Annotated in this window: 14 protein-coding genes; 5 read left to right on the forward strand and 9 right to left on the reverse strand. The window is 64.0% G+C overall.

All coding sequences use genetic code 11. The features are described 5' to 3' along the window. Positions 1 to 3: 3 nt before the first annotated feature. The 4 genes from F8A10_RS15720 to F8A10_RS15735 all read left to right on the forward strand — a co-directional run bounded on the left by F8A10_RS15720 (position 4) and on the right by F8A10_RS15735 (position 11,863). Positions 4 to 3,516: a protein NO VEIN domain-containing protein gene (locus F8A10_RS15720; protein ID WP_152367848.1), complete on the forward strand. Its 3,513-nt coding sequence runs from the start codon at positions 4 to 6 to the stop codon at positions 3,514 to 3,516. After that, positions 3,513 to 6,338: a DUF1156 domain-containing protein gene (locus tag F8A10_RS15725; RefSeq protein WP_152367849.1), complete on the forward strand. Its 2,826-nt coding sequence runs from the start codon at positions 3,513 to 3,515 to the stop codon at positions 6,336 to 6,338. Before F8A10_RS15720 ends, F8A10_RS15725 begins: the two co-directional genes overlap by 4 nt. Positions 6,339 to 6,351: 13 nt before the next feature. Further along, positions 6,352 to 9,651, forward strand: coding sequence for a DUF499 domain-containing protein (locus F8A10_RS15730; RefSeq protein WP_152367850.1), 3,300 nt, complete (start codon positions 6,352 to 6,354; stop codon positions 9,649 to 9,651). Between the two features lie 91 nt (positions 9,652 to 9,742). Further along, complete coding sequence (locus F8A10_RS15735; RefSeq protein ID WP_152367851.1) at positions 9,743 to 11,863, forward strand: UPF0149 family protein; 2,121 nt, start codon at positions 9,743 to 9,745, stop codon at positions 11,861 to 11,863. Between the two features lie 167 nt (positions 11,864 to 12,030). Here F8A10_RS15735 and F8A10_RS15740 read toward each other — a convergent pair whose 3' ends face one another. After that, on the reverse strand, positions 12,031 to 13,017 hold the full coding sequence (locus tag F8A10_RS15740; RefSeq protein ID WP_152367852.1) for a LysR family transcriptional regulator: 987 nt from the start codon (positions 13,015 to 13,017) through the stop codon (positions 12,031 to 12,033). A gap of 250 nt (positions 13,018 to 13,267) precedes the next feature. Between F8A10_RS15740 and F8A10_RS15745 the strand changes: the two genes are divergently transcribed. Next, a complete protein-coding gene (locus tag F8A10_RS15745) occupies positions 13,268 to 13,900 on the forward strand; it encodes a TetR/AcrR family transcriptional regulator (protein WP_152367853.1) in 633 nt (210 codons plus the stop codon). Here F8A10_RS15745 and F8A10_RS15750 read toward each other — a convergent pair. From F8A10_RS15750 to trbE, 8 genes are read right to left on the reverse strand one after another with little or no spacing between them, the layout of a single operon-like run. Continuing rightward, positions 13,895 to 14,116, reverse strand: a complete 222-nt coding sequence (locus F8A10_RS15750) for a DUF2274 domain-containing protein (protein ID WP_152367854.1) — start codon at positions 14,114 to 14,116, stop codon at positions 13,895 to 13,897. The two genes, F8A10_RS15745 and F8A10_RS15750, sit on opposite strands and share 6 nt — an antisense overlap. Then, positions 14,113 to 15,246, reverse strand: a complete 1,134-nt coding sequence (locus tag F8A10_RS15755) for a TrbI/VirB10 family protein (protein WP_152367855.1) — start codon at positions 15,244 to 15,246, stop codon at positions 14,113 to 14,115. The genes F8A10_RS15750 and F8A10_RS15755 overlap by 4 nt, the downstream gene beginning before the upstream one ends. Next, the gene (gene trbG / locus F8A10_RS15760) at positions 15,243 to 16,262 is read right to left on the reverse strand and encodes a P-type conjugative transfer protein TrbG (protein WP_152367856.1); all 1,020 of its coding nucleotides are present in this window, start codon (positions 16,260 to 16,262) and stop codon (positions 15,243 to 15,245) included. Before trbG ends, F8A10_RS15755 begins: the two co-directional genes overlap by 4 nt. Before the next feature lie 5 nt (positions 16,263 to 16,267). Continuing rightward, on the reverse strand, positions 16,268 to 16,957 hold the full coding sequence (trbF, locus tag F8A10_RS15765) for a conjugal transfer protein TrbF (protein ID WP_152367857.1): 690 nt from the start codon (positions 16,955 to 16,957) through the stop codon (positions 16,268 to 16,270). Continuing rightward, complete coding sequence (gene trbL / locus F8A10_RS15770; protein WP_152367858.1) at positions 16,954 to 18,312, reverse strand: P-type conjugative transfer protein TrbL; 1,359 nt, start codon at positions 18,310 to 18,312, stop codon at positions 16,954 to 16,956. The genes trbF and trbL overlap by 4 nt, the downstream gene beginning before the upstream one ends. A gap of 2 nt (positions 18,313 to 18,314) precedes the next feature. Next, on the reverse strand, positions 18,315 to 18,602 hold the full coding sequence (gene trbK-alt / locus F8A10_RS15775) for a putative entry exclusion protein TrbK-alt (protein WP_152367859.1): 288 nt from the start codon (positions 18,600 to 18,602) through the stop codon (positions 18,315 to 18,317). 17 nt (positions 18,603 to 18,619) lie between these two features. Then, positions 18,620 to 19,402: a P-type conjugative transfer protein TrbJ gene (trbJ, locus tag F8A10_RS15780; RefSeq protein ID WP_152367860.1), complete on the reverse strand. Its 783-nt coding sequence runs from the start codon at positions 19,400 to 19,402 to the stop codon at positions 18,620 to 18,622. Then, positions 19,399 to 21,906: a conjugal transfer protein TrbE gene (gene trbE, locus F8A10_RS15785; RefSeq protein ID WP_152367861.1), complete on the reverse strand. Its 2,508-nt coding sequence runs from the start codon at positions 21,904 to 21,906 to the stop codon at positions 19,399 to 19,401. The genes trbJ and trbE overlap by 4 nt, the downstream gene beginning before the upstream one ends.

Consider the following 21,906-nt stretch of genomic DNA (forward strand, 5'->3'; position numbering starts at 1 on the left):
CTAATGGCGGCAAGGCTTGAGGAAATAAAGAACGGCGCATCCGTGCGGGGCATTGTTTCGGCGCAGGCCGTGCATGTGATCTCGGTGGACTGGATCGGCGATCAGGCGATCAGCGTCGTTTTCCGTGACCACAATGGCACGGTGGCCGAGGCCGTTCTTTATCGGGACGACGAGCACCGGCTTGAGGTAGAGCAGAGCGGACGGCCATGGTCGTTCGACGCCGACGGTGCGTTGCTGCGTCTGGTGACGGAAGCCAACCGCATCAAGCTGGCGCACTATTTCGACCCGTATCTGGCGATCCACACGAGTCTGGTCGATCCGCTGCCGCACCAGATTTCGGCGGTCTATGGCGAGATGCTGCCACGGCAGCCGCTTCGCTTCCTCCTCGCCGACGATCCCGGCGCCGGCAAGACGATCATGGCCGGGTTGCTGATAAAGGAGCTGATTGCCCGCAGCGATCTCGAACGCTGTCTCGTCGTCGCGCCGGGCAGCCTGGTCGAGCAATGGCAGGACGAACTCGGCCAGAAGTTCAATCTCGAGTTCGACATCCTCTCCCGCGACATGATCGAGAACTCGCGGTCGGGCAATCCGTTCAGCGACCGGGATCGGCTGATCGTCCGCCTCGACGTGCTGGCGCGCAACGAGGAGCTTCAGGAGAAGCTCATGAGCGCGCGCGAATGGGATCTGATTATCTGCGACGAAGCGCATCGCATGTCGGCCACGTATTTCGGCGGCGAGGTCAAATACACGCGGCGCTATCAGGTCGGCCAGAAGCTCGGTCAGGTCTGCCGGCACCTGCTGTTGATGTCGGCGACGCCGCACAACGGCAAGGAAGAGGATTTCCAGCTCTTCATGGCTTTGCTCGACGGCGATCGGTTCGAGGGCCGGTTCCGCGATGGCGTCCATTATGCCGACACCGAAGACATGATGCGGCGGCTGACCAAGGAGGAACTGCTCAAGTTCGATGGTCGGCCACTCTTCCCAGAGCGGCGGGCACGCACCGTCAAATACCAGCTCTCGGAAGGCGAGGCCGCGCTCTACACCGCCGTCACCGAATATGTGCGCACCGAGATGAACCGCGTGCAGCGCTTCGCTGAGGGGGATGGGAAGAAGCGCAATAATGTTGGCTTCGCCTTGCAGATTCTTCAGCGGCGCCTCGCCTCGTCGCCGGCCGCCATCTACCAGTCCCTCAAGCGCCGCCGCGAGCGGTTGGAGAACGAGTTGGGCGAAGCGCGCCTTGCCACCAAGGGCCGACGGGCCGGTTTCGACGAGCCGACCATCAACACCGATATGTTGGGCAACATCGAAGAATACGGCCAGGAGGAAATAGACGAGCTTGAGGATCTGATCTCGACCGGCGCGACAACAGCCGAGACGGTCGAGCAACTCGCCCTGGAGGTTGAGACGCTGAAGGGCCTGGAGTCGATGGCACTTGGCGTCCTGCGTTCCGGCGTGGACACGAAGTGGAGCCAGCTCAATCGTATTCTCGACGACGATCTCATGATCGACTCCGCCGGCAATCGCCGCAAGCTGATCATCTTCACCGAACCCAAAGACACCTTGCACTACCTGCTCGACAAGGTGCGGGCGCGGCTCGGTAACACGCAAGCCGTGGAAGTGATCCACGGCGGCGTCTCGCGCGAGGAACGGCGCAAGGTTGTCGAGCGGTTCATGCAGGATAAGGACATGCTGGTCCTGATCGCCAACGACGCGGCCGGCGAGGGCGTGAACCTCCAGCGCGGCCACCTGATGGTGAACTACGACCTGCCGTGGAATCCCAACAAGATCGAGCAGCGGTTCGGCCGCATCCATCGCATCGGCCAGACCGAGGTTTGCCACCTCTGGAATCTCGTCGCGGCCGACACGCGCGAGGGTGAGGTTTATGCGCGGCTGCTTGAAAAGCTGGAAGCCGCGCGCGAAGCCCTCGGCGGTCGTGTCTATGATGTCCTCGGCGAACTGTTCGAGGGAACGGCGCTCAAGGATCTACTGTTCGAAGCGATCCAGTATGGCGAGCAGGAGGAAGTCAAAGCGCGCCTCTTCCAGCAGGTCGATGGAGCGGTTGACCAGGCAAACTTGCTCGAACTTCTGCGCCGCCGGGCGCTGACCAACGACACCATGCCGGAAGCGAAGGTTGCGGAACTGCGACTCGAAATGGAGCGCGCAGAAGCGTTGCGCCTGCAGCCGCACCACATCCAGAGCTTCTTCGTCGAAGCGTTCCAGCATCTGGGCGGTCGTCTCAAGCGCCGCGAGGAAGGCCGCTGGGAGATCACCCATGTGCCCGCGCGCATCCGCGAGCGTGATCGCCAGATCGGCACCGGAGCGCCGATCCAGAAACAATATGAGCGCATCTGCTTCGAGAAGGACAAGATCAACCAGCAGCCCGTTGCTGCCTTCGTCTGCCCCGGCCATCCGCTGCTCGACGCGGTGATCAGCCTGATCCGCGAGCAGTATGACCAGATCATGCGGCAGGGCGCGGTCCTTGTGGACGACACGGATTCGGGCGACGCATTGTCAGCGATCTTCCTGCTGGAGCACACGGTCCAGGACGGCCGCGTGACCAGCGCCGGCAAGCCGCATGTGATTTCGCAGCGGCTTCAGTTCGCCGCCATCGACAAGACCGGCCAGACTATAAACGCGGGGATTGCGCCGCACCTCAACCTTCGACCAGCCACGGCCGAAGAGGTTGCCAGCGTCAGCGACCTCCTGCACGAGGACTGGCTGACCACCGATCTGGAGAAGACAGCCGTCCGCTTTGCAACAGTCGACCTGGCCCAGCGCCACGTCGCCGAGGTCAAGGCGCGACGCCTGCCGGAGATCGAAAAGGTCGAGCAGGAAGTCCGCGCGCGGCTGAAGAAGGAAATCAACTACTGGGACTCGCGCGCCTTCTCGCTGAAAGAGGAGGAGCGGGCCGGCAAGAAGACGCGCGTGAACTGGCAGAACGCCCAGCGCCGGGCCGAGGAACTGGCGGAACGTCAGAAGCGCCGCATGGACCAGCTTGAGCGCGAGCGGTTCATCTCGTCACAGCCGCCGCGGGTGCGGGGCGGCATGGTTGTCATTCCGCGCGGACTTCTGGACGCGCGCCGGGCCACCACCCCACCGGGTGTGCCGAGCCACTTCGCCGAAGACCCCGCCGCGCGCCGTGCGATCGAACTTGCCGCGATGGAGGCCGTCATGGCGGCCGAGCGCGCCTTGGGCAACGAGCCCACCGACGTCTCGACCCAGAAGATCGGCTACGACATCGCCTCATACGATCCCCGCGCCGGGCATCTGCGCTTCATCGAGGTCAAGGGCCGGATCGACGGCGCCGACACGGTGATGCTGACCCGGCAGGAAATCATCACCTCGCTGCATGAACCGGGCAAATACATCCTCGCTATCGTCCAGATCAGTGATGGCTATGCCAATCAGCCGCGCTATGTTCGCGGCGCGCTGTCGGACCACGAACCCGCGTTCGAACACACCGCGATCCAGTTCAACCTGAAGCGCCTGCTGGAGCGGGCAGAGGTGCCCGCATGACCCAACCCTATAAGAAGAAACTGATCGAAGTCGCCATCCCGCTTGAGGCCATCAACGCCGCCTCGGCGCGGGAGAAGTCGATCCGGCATGGGCATCCCTCCACCCTGCATCTGTGGTGGGCGCGACGGCCGCTGGCGGCGTGCCGGGCGGTATTGTTTGCGCAACTGGTGGATGATCCGTCTAGCCTGCCCGACCAGTTCCCCACGCCCGAGGCGCAGGAGGCCGAACGCAAGCGGCTGTTCGCCATCATCGAAGACCTGGTGAAATGGGAGAATTCGACCAACGAAGAGGTGCTGGAGCGCGCGCGGGCGGAAATCCGACGCTCTTGCGGGGACGAGCTGCCGCCGGTCTATGACCCGTTCTCGGGCGGCGGGTCGATCCCGCTGGAGGCGCAGCGGCTGGGCCTGCCCGCCTATGGGTCCGACCTGAACCCGGTGGCGGTGATGATCGGCAAGGCGATGATCGAGATTCCGCCGAAGTTCAAGGACATGCCCCCCATCCACCCCGGCATCAAGGAGCGGTCGTTCTACCGCAACGCCGAAGGGCTGGCCGAGGATCTGAAATACTACGGCGAATGGATGCGCGAGAAGGCGTGGGAGCGCATCGGGCATCTCTACCCGCAGGTGGACCTACCGAAAGAGTATGGCGGCGGCAAGGCGACGGTGATCGCCTGGATCTGGGCGCGGACGGTGCCGAGCCCGGATCCGGCCTTTGCCGATGTGCAGGTGCCGATTGCGTCGAGCTTTCTGCTGAGTTCCAAGGCCGGGCGCGAGGCTTGGGTCGAGCCCGTCGTGGACCGTCACGCCAAGACCATCAGCTATCGTATCCGGCAGGGCGGGACGAAGACCGAGCTTGCGGCAGCGAAAAGCGGAACTAAAGGCTCACGAGCAAACTTCACTTGCCTCATGTCGGGATCGGCCATCACCGGCGACTATGTGAAGGAAATGGGCAAGGCTGGCCGGATGGGGCAAACCCTCATGGCCATCGTCGCCGAGGGTAAAGGCGGAAGGCGCTATGTCGCGCCGAACGACGAACATATCGCTACCGCGTTCACCCACGAGGCAGCGGCCATCGCGAAGGAAGCACGGGAAACCTTCCTGTCAGGTGAGACGCCCGCCCGTCTGACTGGGGGAACCTGCCATGCTTACGGGTTGGATCAGTGGGGAAAACTGTTCACCGACCGACAGCTTGTTGCGCTGAACACGTTCAGCGATCTGGTGCATGAGGCGCGGGCGCAGCTCGAGGCGGACGCCCTCGCCGCCGGGATGGACCCCGACGAAACCCCGCTCCGCGACACCGGCAAAGGCGCTAAAGCCTATGCCGAGGCGGTAAGCGTGTATTTGGCGTTTGCCCTCAATCGGTCTGCTGATCGTGGATCAAGCATTTGCACATGGGATTCCTCACCCAAGATGGAGGCGCTGCGGAATACCTTCGGTCGGCAAGCAATTCCAATGACGTGGGATTTTGCCGAGGGAAACCCATTCTCGAAGGCAAGCGGCAATTTCCTCAACAATGTTGATTGGGTCCATAAATCTGTCCAGCTTCTCGTGCCAGCGGCTGCGGGATTTGAGGTGCAGCACGACGCACAGACCGTCCAGTATCCCGCAAACACGGTGATTTCCTCTGACCCGCCATATTACGACAATATCGGCTACGCTGATCTGTCGGACTTCTTTTTCTGCTGGATGAAACCAGCCATCAGACCTGTATTCGGTGACATCTTTGGTGTTCTGGCTACGCCAAAATCGGAAGAACTCGTCGCCACACCCTATCGCCACGGCGGGAAAGAGGCCGCCGAGACCTTCTTTCTTGATGGTATGGGCAAAGCGATTGCCAACATGGCCCAACAGTCTTCCGATCAGTTCCCGGCGTCCATCTATTACGCTTTCAAGCAAAGCGAGGTTGCGCAGGAAGGTATCAGTTCCACCGGCTGGGCCACCTTCCTGCAAGCCGTGGTCGAAGCCGGTTATGCCGTCGTCGGCACCTGGCCGATGCGCACCGAAATGGCGAACCGCATGATCGCCTCAGGTACCAACGCCCTCGCCAACTCGGTTGTCCTCGTCTGCCGCAAGAAGGACGCCTCGGCCGAGGTCATCACCCGCGCCGAGTTCATCCGCGCACTGAAACGCGAACTGCCCCCCACCATCGCCGAGCTTCAGGCCGCCAACATCGCCCCTGCCGACATGCCCCAATCGGCCATCGGCCCCGGCATGGGCGTGTTCTCGCGCTACAAGGCGGTGCTGGAATCCGACGATAGCCCGATGAGCGTCAAGACCGCGCTGCAACTGATCAACCGGGAACTCGACGAATATCTCGGCGGCATCGAGGGCGAGTTCGATTCCGAGACCCGCTTTGCCATCACCTGGTTCCAGCAGAACGGGAATGGCAAGGGCGATTACGGCGTGGCCGACAACCTCGCCCGTGCGCGCGGCATCTCGGTCGAAAGCGTGAAACATGCCGGGATCGTGGAAAGTGCCGCCGGCAAGGTCCGCATCCTGACCCGCGACGAGCTTGCCGAGGATTGGGAGCCGGAAAGCGATGGCCACCTGACGGTGTGGGAATGCCTCCAGCACCTCGTCAAGGCGCATGAGAGGGACGGCATCTCGCACGACACCGCCGTGTTGCTGAAAAAGATCGGCAGCCAGGCCGAGGCAGTGAAAGACCTAGCCTATTGCCTTTACGACATCAGCGCAAACAAGCGGAAGGATGCGAAGGAAGCGACGGCCTACAACGCCCTGATCGCCGACTGGGCCGAGTTGACCAAGGCGGCTGCGGGCATTCACGACACAAGCGGGGATCGCCAGATCCGCATGGGATTCTGAGGGGAGCCGGAACATGGCCAAAAGCACGCGGCAATACGTCTTCGAAGGGATGGAGCTGATCCCGACGGCGCTGATCCCCTTTGTCGAGAAGCGGCTGGAAACCGCGATCAAGGGGCATTGGCAGCTTGAGGTGGTCCAGCGCGTTCAGGGGTTGCGTCCGAACTCGACCGGGAATGTGGGTTGGGATCAGCAGGGGCTGCTCAAGACCATGATGGCCTTCTGGAAGGAGGCCTTCGCCACGGTCCTCGGGTTCCCCGAGCGGTCCTATGTGTCGGAACTGCTGGATGTACGCAACAAGCTCTCGCATAACGAGACCTTCACCTATGACGACGCCGAGCGCGCGCTGGATACGATGCGGCGGCTGATGGAGTCGATCAGCGCCGGAGAGATCGCCGCCGAGATCGGCAAGATGCGCGACACCATCCTGCGCACCAAGTTCACCGAACTGGCGCGTAACGAGGAGCGGCGCAAAAGCCAGCGGCTGGAAATCTCGGTCGAGACGGTGGCGGGCCTGCTGCCGTGGCGCGAGGTGGTCGAGCCGCATGATGATGTGGCCACCGGAGACTTCCAGCAGGCCGAGTTCGCGGCCGACCTCGCCAAGGTGCATTCAGGCAGCGCGCCTGCTGAGTATCGCGATCCGAAGCAGTTTTTCAGCCGGACCTATCTGACCGAGGGGTTGAGCACGCTGCTGATCGGCGCGGCCAAGCGTCTGTCGGCTGCCGGCGGCGATCCCGTCGTCGAACTGCAAACCAATTTCGGCGGCGGCAAGACGCACTCGATGCTGGCGCTCTATCACATGGCAGGCCCGACGCCGGTGCAGGATTTGTCGGGGTTGGACCAGTTGCTGGACAAGCAGGGGCTGAGCGTCCCGAAGGACATCAAACGTGCGGTGCTGGTCGGCACGTCACGCGGCCCGCAGGACGTGCTGAACGCCGAGGGCGGTCGGAAGATCCGCACGACCTGGGGCGAGCTGGCATGGCAGCTTGGCGGGCCGGAAGGCTTCGACATGGTGGCAGAGAACGATGCCAGCGGTATCGCGCCGGGCTCGAACCTGCTTGAGACGCTCTTCAAGACATACGCGCCCTGCCTGATCCTGATCGACGAATGGGTCGCCTATCTGCGGCAGATCTACAAGGTCGAGGGACTGCCGTCCGGTTCGTTTGATGCGAACCTGTCTTTCGTCCAGTCACTGACCGAGGCGGTCAAGGCCAGTCCCGGCACGCTGCTGGTGGCCTCGCTCCCGGCATCCCAGATCGAGGTCGGCGGCGAAGGCGGTCAGGAGGCGCTGGCGCGCCTGAAGCAGACCTTCAGTCGCGTGGAATCCTCATGGCGACCGGCAAGCCAGGAAGAAAGCTATGAGATCGTCCGGCGGCGGCTGTTCAAGGAAATCCCGGGCGACAAGTTCCATCACCGCGACAACACACTGAAGCAGTTCGCCAAGCTGTACCGGGAAAACGCCAACGACTTCCCGCAGGGCTGCGCGGATGAGGACTACCGGCGCAAGCTGGAAAAAGCCTATCCGATCCATCCCGAACTGTTCGATCAGCTTTATACGAGTTGGGGCTCGCTGGAGAAGTTCCAACGCACACGCGGCGTGTTGCGCCTGATGGCGCAGGCCATTCACGAACTTTGGATGAGCGGTGACCCCTCGGTGATGATCATGCCCGGCAGCGTGTCGGTCAGTTCGCCGCGCGTTGAGCCGGAGTTGCTGCATTATCTCGACGTGACCTGGCAGTCGATCATCGCCGGCGATGTCGATGGCACGGCATCCACGCCATACAAGATCGACCAGTCGGCACCGAACCTGAACCGCTATTCGGCGACCCGGCGCGTTGCGCGCACGATCTTCATGGGCACAGCTCCGACGCACCAGCAGCAGAATACCGGCCTCGACGACAAGCAGATCAATCTCGGGGTCGTTCAACCGGGCGAGCGTCCGGCGATCTTCGGCGATGCAATGCGACGGCTGACCAATCAGGCCAAGTTCATGCACGCCGATCTTGGCCGCTACTGGTACTCGATGTCGGCCAGCCTCAATCGCATCGCAGCGGACAAGGCGGCACAGATCGAAGCGGCACTGGTCGATGTGACAATCGACGCGGAACTCGGGAAATATGTGAATGGCCTCGCCGATCGCGGGCATTTCGACGCCGTGCAGGTCGCGCCGGCCTCATCCGCCGAAGTCCCCGATGAAGCGGGCGGTGTGCGTGCCGTCGTATTGGGTGTCAAACATCCCCACAATGGCCGTGACGGCTCGGACGCGCTGGTCGAGGCCAAAGACATCCTGATGCAGCGCGGCAGCACACCGCGCGTCTATCGCAACATGCTGGTGTTCATCGCGGCGGAAAGCCGGCAACTCGACAACCTGAAGGATGCCGTGCGCACATCGCTCGCCTGGGGCGAGATCGTCCGGGACACCGAGCGGCTCAACCTCACCCAGAGCGATAGTGCGCTGGCCAAGGCCAAGCTGTCCGAGGCCAATGAAACGATGAAGACGCGCCTGAAAGAGGCATGGTGCTATTTGCACTATCCCGCCCAGGAGAGCGCCCAGGTTGACTGGGAATGGGTGTCGGGAAAATTCCCGGCGCAGGACGGGCTGCTGGCGCGCGCCAGCAAGAAGCTGGTTGCCGAAGAAGGCCTGCTCGTGGAGCTGGGGCCGTCTCGCCTCGACCGTGATCTCCAGAAATACATCTGGAACGGCAAGCCTCATCTGTCCCTGAAGGAGCTGCGAGAGTTTCTCAATCGCTACATCTATCTGCCGCGCATCAAGGGCCAAGACGTGCTGATCAAGGCCGTGCAGGCCGCCGTTAGTGGCATGCTGCCCGGCCCCTTCGCCTATGCGGAGCGGTGGGACGAGAAGACGGACACCTATCTGGGTCTCGCGATTTCGCACACCGGAAACGCCATGGTGGTCATCGACAGCGACAGCATCATCGTGAAACCGGACGTCGCGGAGGCGCATCGTCCGTCTCCTGCGCTGCCTGATCCGACTCGTAATCCCAGTGAGGCGGCCGAGACCACAGGGGAAGCTGGCGGTGCCCAGACCACCGACGGTGCATCAGAACCCACTACCACGGAGAAGAAGCCAACCCGATTTGCCGGAACGGTGATGGTATCTGCCGACAGGCCAGCGCGAGACATGCACCAGATCGTGGAGGCCATCGTCGAACAACTCACCATCATCCCTGGCAGCGATGTGAAGCTGCGGCTCGAAATCGAGGCGGAAATCCCCTCGGGCCTTGATCGCGCAAAGGTCCGGACGCTGGTCGAGAACGCCAACACCCTCGGATTCATCGAAAAGTCTGTCGAGTAATAGGAGCTGGTTGCTTATCTTCTCAAGGACAAGACTGGCAGCGCAATTTTTGGTGACCGAAGTAGCAGCTTGATACAGAAAGCGGGGCGGCGTGGCTGACGGGCAGATCGAAACGGCGATAGCGGAACTGACGCGGCTGCGGGACGATGACAACGCACATCGCGAGGTTCTCGACCGCGCAAGCTATACGATGCTGCATCGGCCTGCATTGGGTGGACGCCTGATCGCCATTCTTTGCGCCACGGAGGAGAACGCCCCGGAGCTGGAGCCACTCACCGAATTGCTGGCATCGGCACTGGATGCCGCGCGTATCGCCAGGGAGAACCGAAAGAAGCGAGGTGATACCTTTCTTGAGGCAGTGACGGATGCGGTCGAACTGGCTTCTGGCCAGGGGCGCCTGAGCCCCTTCCACCGCCTGCTTCTTGCAAGCGCATGGACGAGGAACGGACTGCCCGCACCCGCATCTCTGGAGGTTTCTTCCGCCGATACGATGCTCGCAGCGCCCGACCCTGCCCAGCAGGATCGTGTCGCGGCGGAGGCGGCGCTGGAAGATCTGTTCCGCAGTCTGATCGAGCAGACCGAAGGCGATGCGCTCGCGCTGCATGCCGCGCTGACGGAGACGTTCCCGGCAATGCCGTCGGCAATGCGCGAGCACGTCATCGCATGGTCGGTTGGACGATCGGAGCCGATCCATGCGAAGCTGGCATGTTTCTGGCTGCTCGATCCCGCTGCACCGGCCCGCGCTGCGGCTGCGCGGGCGCTGAGCGAACGCGCCGCGGCAGGCACGCTCTCGCAGGAGATAGCGAGCAAGATGGTGATCCTGCGCAGCTGGATGCCTCAGGGCGAGGCCCGCGCCTCGGTGGACAAGGCATTGAAACTCGCCATGCGGTCGGGTCTGGCGACCGGCGCGTCAGCCAGGCGGTGGACCATCAATTCGGTCATGGCCACACTGCCCGATGGCGGCGGCGCGCAAAGCGTCATGATCGCACTACAATCGGGCGGAAGCCGCAAGACCGCGATGCTGCTCTTCAAGCAGGGCCACGGGGTCAAGGACGCCTATACCGTGCCCTGCACGTCGGCGAGCGAACAGAAGGCGCTGATCAGCCGCATCTGCCAGGAAACCGGCGCGGTCAAGGTGCCCCTCTCATGGCTCGAAGGCAGCCTCGCCATGGCGCTGGCCGATGGCCTTGCAGCAGGGCAACCCCCGGCCGCGGGGCTCATCGAGGTGGCGGAACTCTGTGGCCTCGACAAGCTGCGGCCGGAAGCGGTCACGACCGAGGCCCTGATCGCGGCGCTGCCCGTCACGGATCGCATACGCGGTCTCTCGGCGCAGGCGCGAGGCAAGCTGATCAATGCCAGCGAGGGCTGGTGGGATCGCCATGAGATCGTCCAGAGCTGGTTCGAGGAAAGCGATCATGCGCATGAGGTGCTCGAGGGCCGCCACAGCCCGCGCGCGCTGGACTCGGCGCTGTGGCGATGGCTCGAGACCCGACGCGACTTCTGGGCGCGACTTGTCGCGCGGGCGGCCGATGTGTTGACGGCGGCCGACCACCCGGACGCCAACAGCTTCACGGCCACGGCGGTGGCGCTCCTCGAAGGACGCGATCTGAAGAGGATCCCGGTCATGGCCGATGTCCACGACCAGACAATCGAGGCGTGGGTGTTCGACGATCCGGACGTGGATCAGGATGCCACGCTTGAGGAATGGGTGGAAGAGGCGGAGGCAGATTCGCCAAAGCCGGAGCGGAAGGGCGAACTGGCACGCCTCGTGAAGGGCTCGGCGATCACGGCGGATTGGATCGACGGGTTCCTGATGTCGGTCACCATCGCGCCGAAGGTGATCGCGCCCAACAGGTGGTTGCCCGAAATCCTCGGCAGCGCCATTGGAAACCTGACGCCGGACAGTATCCAGCGCTTCGCCGATCTGATCCTGATGCGCGCGAACGCCTGCGTAGACCAAGCGAACAAGCCTGCGGAATTCACGGCCGCAATGTCCGGGCGCAGCCAGATGGCCATGCGGAACTGGGCGGCCGGGTTCAGCCATGCCTGCGAGCACTTTCGATCGTCCTGGCCTGCGAAGTCCACGGCCCCGGACGATCGGGCGATGATGCAGCGCGCTGCCGATGCGATGGCCACGGGCTTCAGCGCGGCCGAATTGAAGAGTCTCGGCCAGTGGATCGCTGCACGTCATGATCGAAACAGGGGTTCCTGATAGTTGTTTCCACTGCGAATGTCGTCCGAAGGGGCGAGCGCCTGGGCTATCGCGGCGCGCATCCGGCGGAGGTGAGACTATCCGTCGGATCTGAAGGTGGTTGCTGTTCGAGAGCACGCGAGCCAGAGGAAAGCCCCACGACATTCTTGCTTCGAGGGTTGCCATCCTCAGAGAGGTGGTTGTGACAGCACAGAAGCTTTCCCCATCGCGCGAGCCATGCTCAACAAGCGTCGGCAGGCCGGGTTATCGTTTTGATCAGACCAGACCACGCTGAACGGCAACACTTCGTCCGCCAGTTGCCGGAATGCGATCCCCGGAAATTGCCCGACGGTGGTGGCTTCGCTCGTCAAGGTGAGGCCACGACCGACCGCGACCAGCGACAGGATGTTGTCGCGGCCCACATGCTGGGAGTGAATGTCAGGGTGATGACCGAGACCGGCAAGGTGAGCGACCAGATAGTCGTGGATCTCCTGGCCCGGTGCGACATCGCTCACGATGAAGCGTTCACCTGTCAGATCAGGCCATCCGAGTTGGGCTTTGGCAGCCAGCGGGTGGTCGGTCGGCAGCACGACAAAGACCCGTTCGCACCAGAGATGCTCCGTTTCGCAGCCATCCCAGCGAGCGGTTCCGGTAATGAAGGCGATGTCCAGGTCCAGCTTCCGGACAGCCGCGACATGCTCGGCAGGATTTCCGTCCATGAGGTCGATCTGAACCGTCGGATGGTGCCTCCCGAACTTCCGCAGGAGGTCAAACAGAAACCCCGACGCCAGCGACGAGAAAATTCCGACCTTGAGCAGTCCCTGGTCAGCCCGGCCAACCGCAGCGACTTTTGTCACGCCGATGTCGATCTGCCGAAGGGCATGCCGGGCGCTGCGCAGAAACTCCTGCCCGGCGACTGTCAGCCGCACCCCGCCCGAATGTCGTATGAAAAGAGAAGCACCCAATTCATCCTCAAGGTCGCGGATCTGGCGGCTGACCGATGATTCATTGATGACGAGCGCGATTGCTGCCTTGCGGAAACTCCCGTGGTCCGCCGCTGCAAGGAAATGCCGCAGCTGGCGCAACCGGATTGTGTTCTTACCGGCGCTGCCCTCGACAATACGCGCGAGGACGGAGCTACCAGATGGGGCGTCCCTGTTCCGGCGCGCAGGCATGACGCATCATCCCGAACCGCAGTTGGCTTCTGGCCGGCGCTCGTTTGCAGCCTGCCGACGAGGGCACCGGCGCATGCCACAAGAGAGGCGCGCGCCATGATGCCCAGATTCGTACGCGACCATCTCCCCTCCTCTCCGCCTCAAACTTAATATCATTCAGTTCTTGGGATGGTGCTGCTTGACATCGGCTCCGTCAACGAAAAAAATAAATCGCATTCAGTTTTCACGCACAGTTGCAGCAGGGATCCCGATGGCTCGGCCCAGGAAGGAGCAGGAACTTGATATTCCTCGCCGCGCGGTCGAGGAAACGATCCGCCTGCTGGCACAGCAGGGTGACTTCGGTGTTCCACTGACGGCAGTGGCACAAGCCGTGGGATGCACGGCGCCGGCCCTTTACGGCCATTTCCGTAACAAGAATGCTTTGCTGCGCGCGGCGCGCGATGAAGGCTTTGGACGGCTCTACAATGAGAAGTTCGCGGTTTTCGAACAGATGCGAGGCGATCCGCTCGGCTATTTGCGCGATGGCAGCTATGCCTATGCGCGCTTCGCCCTGGAGAACCCCACTCTGTACCGGCTGATGTTCTCACCGCCCCCGAAGCTTGGGGTGAGCGATGATCCGTGGTCAAGCGAAGCGAGTCGTCAGGTCCTGAGTCTGCTGCTGACCGGCCTTCGCTCATCTCAGGAGCATGGTTACTTGCCGGGCGCTGACCTGCGACGCTACGGCTTCATGTTCTGGTCAACGATCCATGGCGCGGTCAGTCTGAACATTCAGAACCGCCTGCTGGACCACGCGGCGAAGTGGGACTCGACGCAGAGCGTGATAGACGCGCTCATGGAGATGATCGCGGCAACCGGCCCGGCCAAACACCCGATCACGTCATGAGCGGATCTTTCGCGCCTTTGCAAAGCCACGATCCGTGGCGATGAACCGCTCCAACATCGGCACGATCAGCCTGAGGGGATCCGCGGCGGGCTGGCTGCTCTCGCGGGCCAGTACCTCGGCATAGGCGATCAGATCGCGGTGAAGCGACGCGGGCAGCTCCACTGTCACCTTCACGGGCTTGTCGTCCGGCAGCGGGCCGAGTTTCAGCTTTGTCATGGCCAACCTCCTGCCGGCTCGAATACTAGATCGCGGGTGACGATGATCCTGACCGGGAAGCCCGGTCGGATCGTCAGTGTCGGTGCGACCTGCAACTGGCGCTGGACGATCTGCTGACCCGCCTGGTTGATGGTATCCTGTGCGCCATCGCGGATGGCGCGGATCAGTCGGTCCTCGTCGCTGCTGGCCAATTCCGCACCGACCGCAAGCAAGGTCGAGAGGCCAGCGGCCCGCATCAGATCCCACCAGTGGTAATCCACGCCATCCTCAAGCCCGGCGTAACCGGAAGCGTCCGCACCCGGCAGGCGCTCCAACACGATGGACCGTCCGCCCGGAAGGATCAGGCGATTCCAGACCAGCAGGACGCGTCGCTGGCCGAAGGTCACGCCGTCATCGTATTGGCCGATGATGCGTGTGCCCTGCGGGATCAGCAACAAGCTGCCGGTCGGACTGTCATAGACGTTCTCCGTCACCTGCGCGGTGATCTGGCCGGGAAGATCGGAGCGGATGCCGGTGATAAGCGCCGCCGGGATCACCGCCCCGGCCTGCAGGATATAGGGCGACGCCGGTGGTGCGACGCGATCCGGGGCGACGGTTTGCCGGTCCACAGGCCCGTTGAGAAAAGCGGTATGACGATCCTGCGCTGGAGCCTGACCACCGAGATCGAGACCGGCGAGGCCGGGCATGGTCGTTCCCGGCGTTGCTCCAGCCCGCGGACCAGACTGGAAGAACACGCCGCTCAGACGAGCGGCTTCTTCCTCGGCGAGACGCCGCTGCACATCTGGATCAACAGCGGGCGTTGTGATGGTCGGTGGCGCGACCGGCTGTCCCCAATTCTGCGCCTCAAGTATCGGGCGGCCGAGATCGCCCGGCAACGCCGGTCCCAGGACCGGGCCGGTATAGTCGCGCGGCAGGCCGGCAAGCCCATCTGCCGTGGGCCGGTTTTCGGTCGAATAGAGTTCGCCTCCGCCCGGCCCGGCATCGCGGGTCTGGAGGGCGTAGATCAGCGCCCCGCCAATGCCGAGAAGGGCAACGGCTCCGGCGCCTGCCAGCACCTTGCGAGACAGGCGGGTGACGCGGGGTGGCTCGGCGCGCAACCGCATGGGGGCTGCAGTGTGGGTGCCACTCATGAGGGTGATCCTCCCGTGGTCGCAGCGGCCGGCTGGGCTGCGGCCTGCGTCTGCTCGACGCGGACGATCCTGACCACCTGTTGGCGGTCGCCAGAGCCAAGGCGCAGCTCGGCCGCGCCGAACAGGCGGTCCACGATCAGGACGTTCTGGTGGATGCGGGAATTGACGATCTGCGGTTCGCCGTCCGATCCAAGGACGAACAGAGGCGGCATCTCACCCTGCACGATGCCGCGTGGGAATACGACATAGACCCGCCGGCCGTCGTCGAAGACGGAGACCGGTCGCCAAGGCGGGCTGCTGCCCGGCACTTGCAATCCGTAGCGATAGTTTCGTGCGGTCTCGGCAGGGATGATCGGCGCTGCGGGCACGGCCTGTCGCTGGCCGGGCGGCGGCGCGGGGTAGGCCCAGGCGACGGCAGGCATGTAGAGCGATTCCCGCGCGCGCAGCTCGATCATGTAGATGCGCCGGTCGGTGGTGATGACGAGATTGGTCGCGATGTCCGCCCGGGTCGGCTTCACCAGAACATGCACACGGCGGTTTGCGCCCGATCCGCTCTCGGTGTCGCCGATGATCCATCTTGCGGTGTCACCGGCCGCGATCGGCCCCGCGCCGGTCAGGCTCTCGCCTGGTTCCAGCGCAATGGTGGTGATCTGCCCGACCGATGCGTAAACCTGATAGAGTGCGCCTTCGCTCCACGGATAGATCTGGATGGCATTGTAATAGCCTTCCCGGCGCGGCTCGACGCGGGCGGCGGCATTGGCGTTTTCGACACGGGCGATCGCGGTGCCCGCCGCCTCGCCGCCGCGCGCCACGGTCCATGCGGGCGGGACATGCAGGGGCCGGGGCCGGTCATCCACTGTGGCCGTCTGCACAGGGGGCAGCGGCGGCACGTTCCCATCGTAGCTGAATTGCGGCGTCCTGTTCGTGGCGCAGCCTGCCAGCATCGTCGCGGAGAGTAGCAAAGCCAGAAATACGGGTTTGCGGGAAGCCGTAAACGCGGGTTTGCTCAAAGACATGCGGATCACTGGCTCATCTCCCGCGACCAGTTGATCGCGTTGACATAGATTCCAAGGGGATTGGCGCGCAGCCGCTCGGCGTCGCGCGGGGTCTGGATCACGACTGTCAGGATCGCGGTCCATCGCTCGGCGGTGGAGAGCTGGCCGTTCTCGTAGTGCCGCTCGGTCCAGGCCACGCGGAAGCTGTCCGGCGATGCCCGGATGATGCTCGACACTTCGACGGCAACCTGCTGGCGACCGACGCGCGTGAAGGGATCATTGGAGCGGGCGTAGTCGTTCAGCGCAGCCGCGCCCCGGTCGGTGGTGAACTCGTAGGCCCTGAGCCAATTTTGGCGGACGACGATGGCGTCGGCTGGGAGCGCGCGCACCTGTTCGATGAAGCGGCCAAGGTGAAAGGCGATCTGCGGATCGGTCGGCCGATAATCGGCCGCTGCCGGCGCGACGGCTTGCGCCTGGCCGAGATTGTCCACCTGCACCACCCAGGGCACGACGGTTCCGCGCGCGGATTGCCAGACAAGCGCGCCAGCGAAACCTGCCGCGAGGATCAGCGAACCGAACGCCATATAGCGCCAGTTTCTCGCCTGGACGCGGGCCGAACCTATGCGGTCGTCCCACACCTGCGCGGCGCGCTGATAGGGCGTTTCGGGTTCCGGCACCTTGCCGTAGTGGGTCGTCGGTCGTTTGAAGATGTTCATGTGCGGTCACTTTCGGAAAGGCTGACGGAGGAGCCGCCACCGTGGCTGTCGCCGGACCGGACGGCATGGGCGGCAGCGGTGACGCCGTGGCTCATCGCCCGGCTGCGGCGCATGTTCTGCGCCCAGGCCGGCGGGCTATCTGCGGCTGAGGGGGTTGACGGTTCGGGCAACGGCGCGCCCGCGATGGTTCCCATGGAGGAGCTGCCGCCGGACGCAGCGAACCCGGCTTTTGTGCCATCGGAGTAGCTGGATTTCACGCTGTCGGTGGCACGGGAGGCTGCTCGCTTCAGGGGGGAGATCGCGGCCGAGCCTGCGGCGCGCGCCACACCGCCAAGCCCGGAGGCGACCCCGGCCGCGCCGGAGTCGCCTATGGAACCGAGGGAATAGGCGGACGAGGCCGCACCGGCGGCCGAGGCGCCACCGCGCGTAAGCGCAGCACCACCCGAGAGTGCGGCACCGCCGCCCCGCGCGGCGAGCATGGTCGCGCCACCGGCAGCGACAGCAGCTCCACCGACCCCGAGGCCGGTTCCAACCGCCGCCCCTGCGCTGAGTTGCGGGCCGCCCGAGACGAGGCCGGTGGCAATACCGGGACCAAAGATACCGAGGCCGAGAAGGGAAAGGGCGGCCAGCACGATGGCCATGGCGTCGTCGATGGTCGGGGTCGCGCCGCCGAAGCCTGCGGTGAACTGGCCGAAGAGTGTCGAGCCGATGCCGATGATGACGGTCAAAACCAGCACCTTGATGCCGGATGAGACGACATTGCCCAGAACCCGTTCGGCCATGAAGGCAGTCTTGCCGAAGAGACCGAAGGGGATCAGCACAAAGCCGGCCAGGGTGGTCAGCTTGAACTCGATCAGGGTGACAAAGAGCTGGATCGCCAGAATGAAGAAGGCGAGGATCACCAGCGCCCAGGCGAAGAACAGACAGAGGATCTGCACCAGGTTTTCGAAGACCGCGATCCAGCCCATGAGATCGGAGATGGATTCGAGTAGCGGCCGCCCGGCATCGAGGCCGATCTGGGCGACGCGGCCGGGGCGCAGGAGATCGGCGGCGGAAAACCCCGTGCCCGAGGCCATGAGGCCGAGGCCGGCGAAGCTCTCAAAGACGATGCGGGCAAGATTGTTCCAGTTGGAGATGATATAGGCGAAGACCCCGACGAAGATCGTCTTCTTCACCAGGCGCGCAATGATGTCGTCGTCGACGCCCCAGGCCCAGAACAGAGCGGCGAGTGTCACGTCGATGACGATGAGCGTTGTGGCGATAAAGGCCACCTCACCGCCGAGCAGGCCGAAGCCCGAGTCGATATAGCTGGTGAAGATGCCGAGAAAATTGTCGATGACCCCCGTCCCGCCCATGATTATCGCCCCCCATCCGGGCCAGGCGTCGCTTGCGCGGGTGTCCGGCCAAGAAATCGGTCGCGGGTCTCGGCCCAGATGCCCAGGCAGGCGGCATCATTGGCTGCCGCTTCGCCCATCTCCTGACAGCGGCGCTGCCCTTCGCGCAGGGGATCGACCTGACGCGAAAGCGCAGGAGCGGAAGGTGCTGGCGCGGGGGCTTCCTCGCGGGTCATCTCGATGATCGCCGCGGTGATCGCGATGGCGACGAACACGATGGCCGCGATGCGGGCCAGCACCTTCCCTCCCATGATCTGCCCTCCCAGCCTCAGTTGAACATCTGCGCGTTTCCGGGCTGGTAGCCCGCCCCCGGCGTCAGGAAGCGCTCGCGTTGGATGCGGCCCTGCTCGGCAGCGGTCGCCCGCTCGGCTTCCGTGAGGGCCTCCGCCCGGCCATTAGCCGAGATGACCGCAACCAGGTCGGAAAGCTGCTGCGACTGGAGGGCGAGAAGCTGGTTGCCGGCCTGCGTAGCTTGCAGCGCCCCGGTCGCGCCCTGGCTTTCGCCGACGAGCGCGGACATCTCGGCCCGGTTGCTGTCGATGTTCCCGACAACGCCGGCCTGCACCCGCATGGCGTCCTGAAGGCCCCCGACGGTATTCTCCCAGCGAGACCGGGCATCGGCGATGAGCTGCTGATCCGTGGTCGTAAGGGACAGATTGCCATAATCCTGCTGAAACATCTGGTCGATGTTCTGCACGTCGAAGGCGATGTTCTGGGCCTGACCGAGAAGCTGCTGGGTCCGCTGGACATTTTGCTGAAGGGCCTGCAGCGAGCTGTGGGGCAAGCTCGCGAGATTGCGGGCCTGGTTGATCAGCATCTGTGCCTCGTTCTGGAGCGAGGTAATCTGATTGTTGATCTGCTCCAGCGTGCGGGCGGCGGTCAGCAGGTTCTCGGCATGGTTGGTGGGGTCGTAGACGATCCTGCCAAACCCGCCGAAGAAGGCATGGGCCGGCGTCGTGAACACCGGCGCAAGAGCCAGCGGCGCAGCGAGCGCAAGAGTGAGCGTCGAAACGCTGGCCATGCGGGTGAACCAGGGAATTGCGCGCGTCATGGGGTAATCTCCTCTTCTTCCAGGATGATGCCGAACTCGTCCTCATCGACGACGGGCGGCAGGTGTTCGCTTTCGGTCGCGAGATTGGTGAGGTCCGGGATGAGATCGGCCGCCCAATCGACGCCGCGGGCGCACAGCCAGGCGGCGAGAAACCCGTTGCGGCCATGCTCGGCGAGGATGTCGCTGATCAGGGCCTGATCGGACTTGGCCGATGCGGCGCAAAGCGCCAGCCCGACTTCCGACAAGCCAAGGTCGAACAGGCGGTTGCCGCGCCGCGACTGGCAGTAGTAGTCCCTTTTCGGCGTGGCCCGTGCGAGGATCTCGATCTGCCGGTCGTTCAGCCCGAAGCGACGATAAATCGCCGTGATCTGCGGCTCGATGGCGCGCTCGTTCGGCAAGAGGAGCCGCGTCGGGCAGCTTTCGATGATCGCCGGGGCGATGGCGGAATTGTCGATGTCCGATAGCGACTGCGTGGCGAAGATGACGCTGGCGTTCTTCTTGCGCAGGGTCTTGAGCCATTCCCTGAGCTGGTCCGCGAACCCGTCGTCATCGAGCGCCAGCCAGCCCTCGTCGATAATCAGCAGCGTCGGTCGGCCATCAAGTCGATCGCCGATACGGTGGAACAGGTAGGACAAAACCGCCGGTGCGGCTCCAGTGCCGACCAGGCCCTCGATCTCGAACGCCTGCACGTCGGCAGAGCCAAGATGTTCGGCCTCCGCATCGAGCAACCGGCCATAGGGTCCACCGACGCAATAGGAACGCAGCGCCTGTTTCAGGTCATTGGATTGCAGCAACACGGCGAGGCCGGTGATGGTGCGTTCCCCGACCGGGGCAGAGGCAAGCGAGGTCAGCGCCGTCCAGAGATGTTCCTTCACTTCGGGCGTAATCTGGATGTTCTCACGCATCAGGATCGCCACGATCCAGTCGGCGGCCCAGGCCCGTTCGGATGTTTCGTGGATGCGGGCCAGCGGTTGCAGAGAAACGGATGTCTCGGAAGCGTCGGTCAGTTCGCCGCCGAGATCGTGCCAGTCACCCTGCATAGCGAGTGCGGAGGCACGGATGGAGCCGCCGAAATCGAAGGCAAAGACCTGTGAGCGCGCGTAGCGGCGGAACTGCAAGGCCATCAGCGCCAGCAGCACCGACTTGCCGGCGCCGGTCGGCCCGACGACGAGGGTATGGCCCACGTCACCGACATGAAGGGAGAGCCGGAACGGGGTCGATCCTTCGGTCCTGCCGTATAGCAGCGGGGGTGCGCCGAAGTGATCGTCCCGTTCCGGCCCCGCCCACACGGCGCTTGAGGGGACCATGTGGGCAAGGTTGAGCGTCGAGATTGGCGGTTGCCTGACATTGGCGTAGGCATGTCCGGGCAGGCTGCCGAGCCAGGCGTCGACGGCATTGACCGTTTCGACCATGACGCTGAAATCGCGGGACTGGATGATCTTTTCGACCAGGCGCAGCTTTTCGTCGGCGCGGCGGGCATCCTCGTCCCAGACGGTGACGGTCGCCGTGACATAGGCCATCCCGGCCATGTCGGCGCCGAGTTCCTGCAAGGCCATGTCCGCGTCCGCCGCCTTGTTCGCGGCATCGGTGTCCACGAGCGCGGATTGCTCGTTGGTCATCACCTCCTTGATGATCGCCGCGATGCTCTTGCGCTTGGCGAACCATTGCCGCCTGATCTTCGTCAGCAGCCGGGTCGCGTCGGTCTTGTCCATGAGGACGGCGCGGGTGGACCATCGGTAGGGGAAGGCGAGCCGGTTCATCTCGTCGAGGAGGCCGGGGGTGGTGGTGCCGGGAAAGCCGGTGATCGTCAGCACCCGGAGATGCTGATTGCCCAGCCGCGGCTCCAATCCTCCGGTCATTGGCTGGTCAGCCAGCAGAGCGTCGAGATACATCGGCACTTCCGGCACGCGGACGCGATGCCGGTTGGTCGAGATCGTGGAATGGAGATAGGTCAGCGTGCCGGCGTCATCGAGCCAGCGGCATTCCGGCATGAAGCCGTCGAGCAGCGCCAGAACGCGGTCGGTGCGGTCGATGAAGCCGCGCACCAGCTCCCAGGGGTTCACGCCCGAAGTCTCGCGGCCCTCGTAGAGCCAGGACACCGAGCGGGCGGCACCTTCTGCGGGCGGAAGCCAGAGGAAGGTGAGAAAGTAGCCCGAGACGAAATGGCTGCCTTCCTGTTCGAAATCGGCCTTGCGCTCGGCATCGACCAGCGCCGAGGCGGGATCGGGGAACCGGCTGGCGGGATAGATGGCGGCTTCCGAGCGCTGCGCCTCGACGAAAATGGCCCAGCCAGAGCCGAGACGGCGGAAGGCGTTGTTCAGCCGCCCGGCGACCGCGACCAGTTCGGCCGCGACGGCGGAATCCAGATCCGGCCCGCGAAACTTCGCCGTCCTCTGGAAGGAACCATCCTTGTTGAGGACAACGCCCTCCCCGACCAGGGCGACCCAAGGAAGATAATCGGCCAGACGGGATGCGGTGCGGCGGTATTCTGCGAGATTCATCAT

Source organism: Paracoccus kondratievae (assembly GCF_009301415.1).
Lineage (GTDB): Bacteria > Pseudomonadota > Alphaproteobacteria > Rhodobacterales > Rhodobacteraceae > Paracoccus > Paracoccus kondratievae.

Bases quoted from the DNA above. Each gene is read 5' to 3' on its own strand.
- F8A10_RS15755 (WP_152367855.1), bottom strand. From the start codon at position 15,246: ATGAGTGGCACCCACACTGCAGCCCCCATGCGGTTGCGCGCCGAGCCA.
- F8A10_RS15730 (WP_152367850.1), top strand. From the start codon at position 6,352: ATGGCCAAAAGCACGCGGCAATACGTCTTCGAAGGGATGGAGCTGATC.
- F8A10_RS15725 (WP_152367849.1), top strand. From the start codon at position 3,513: ATGACCCAACCCTATAAGAAGAAACTGATCGAAGTCGCCATCCCGCTT.
- trbJ (WP_152367860.1), bottom strand. From the start codon at position 19,402: ATGACGCGCGCAATTCCCTGGTTCACCCGCATGGCCAGCGTTTCGACG.
- trbG (WP_152367856.1), bottom strand. From the start codon at position 16,262: ATGTCTTTGAGCAAACCCGCGTTTACGGCTTCCCGCAAACCCGTATTT.
- F8A10_RS15745 (WP_152367853.1), top strand. From the start codon at position 13,268: ATGGCTCGGCCCAGGAAGGAGCAGGAACTTGATATTCCTCGCCGCGCG.
- trbF (WP_152367857.1), bottom strand. From the start codon at position 16,957: ATGAACATCTTCAAACGACCGACGACCCACTACGGCAAGGTGCCGGAA.
- F8A10_RS15720 (WP_152367848.1), top strand. From the start codon at position 4: ATGGCGGCAAGGCTTGAGGAAATAAAGAACGGCGCATCCGTGCGGGGC.
- F8A10_RS15750 (WP_152367854.1), bottom strand. From the start codon at position 14,116: ATGACAAAGCTGAAACTCGGCCCGCTGCCGGACGACAAGCCCGTGAAG.
- trbK-alt (WP_152367859.1), bottom strand. From the start codon at position 18,602: ATGGGAGGGAAGGTGCTGGCCCGCATCGCGGCCATCGTGTTCGTCGCC.
- F8A10_RS15740 (WP_152367852.1), bottom strand. From the start codon at position 13,017: ATGCCTGCGCGCCGGAACAGGGACGCCCCATCTGGTAGCTCCGTCCTC.
- trbL (WP_152367858.1), bottom strand. From the start codon at position 18,312: ATGGGCGGGACGGGGGTCATCGACAATTTTCTCGGCATCTTCACCAGC.
- trbE (WP_152367861.1), bottom strand. From the start codon at position 21,906: ATGATGAATCTCGCAGAATACCGCCGCACCGCATCCCGTCTGGCCGAT.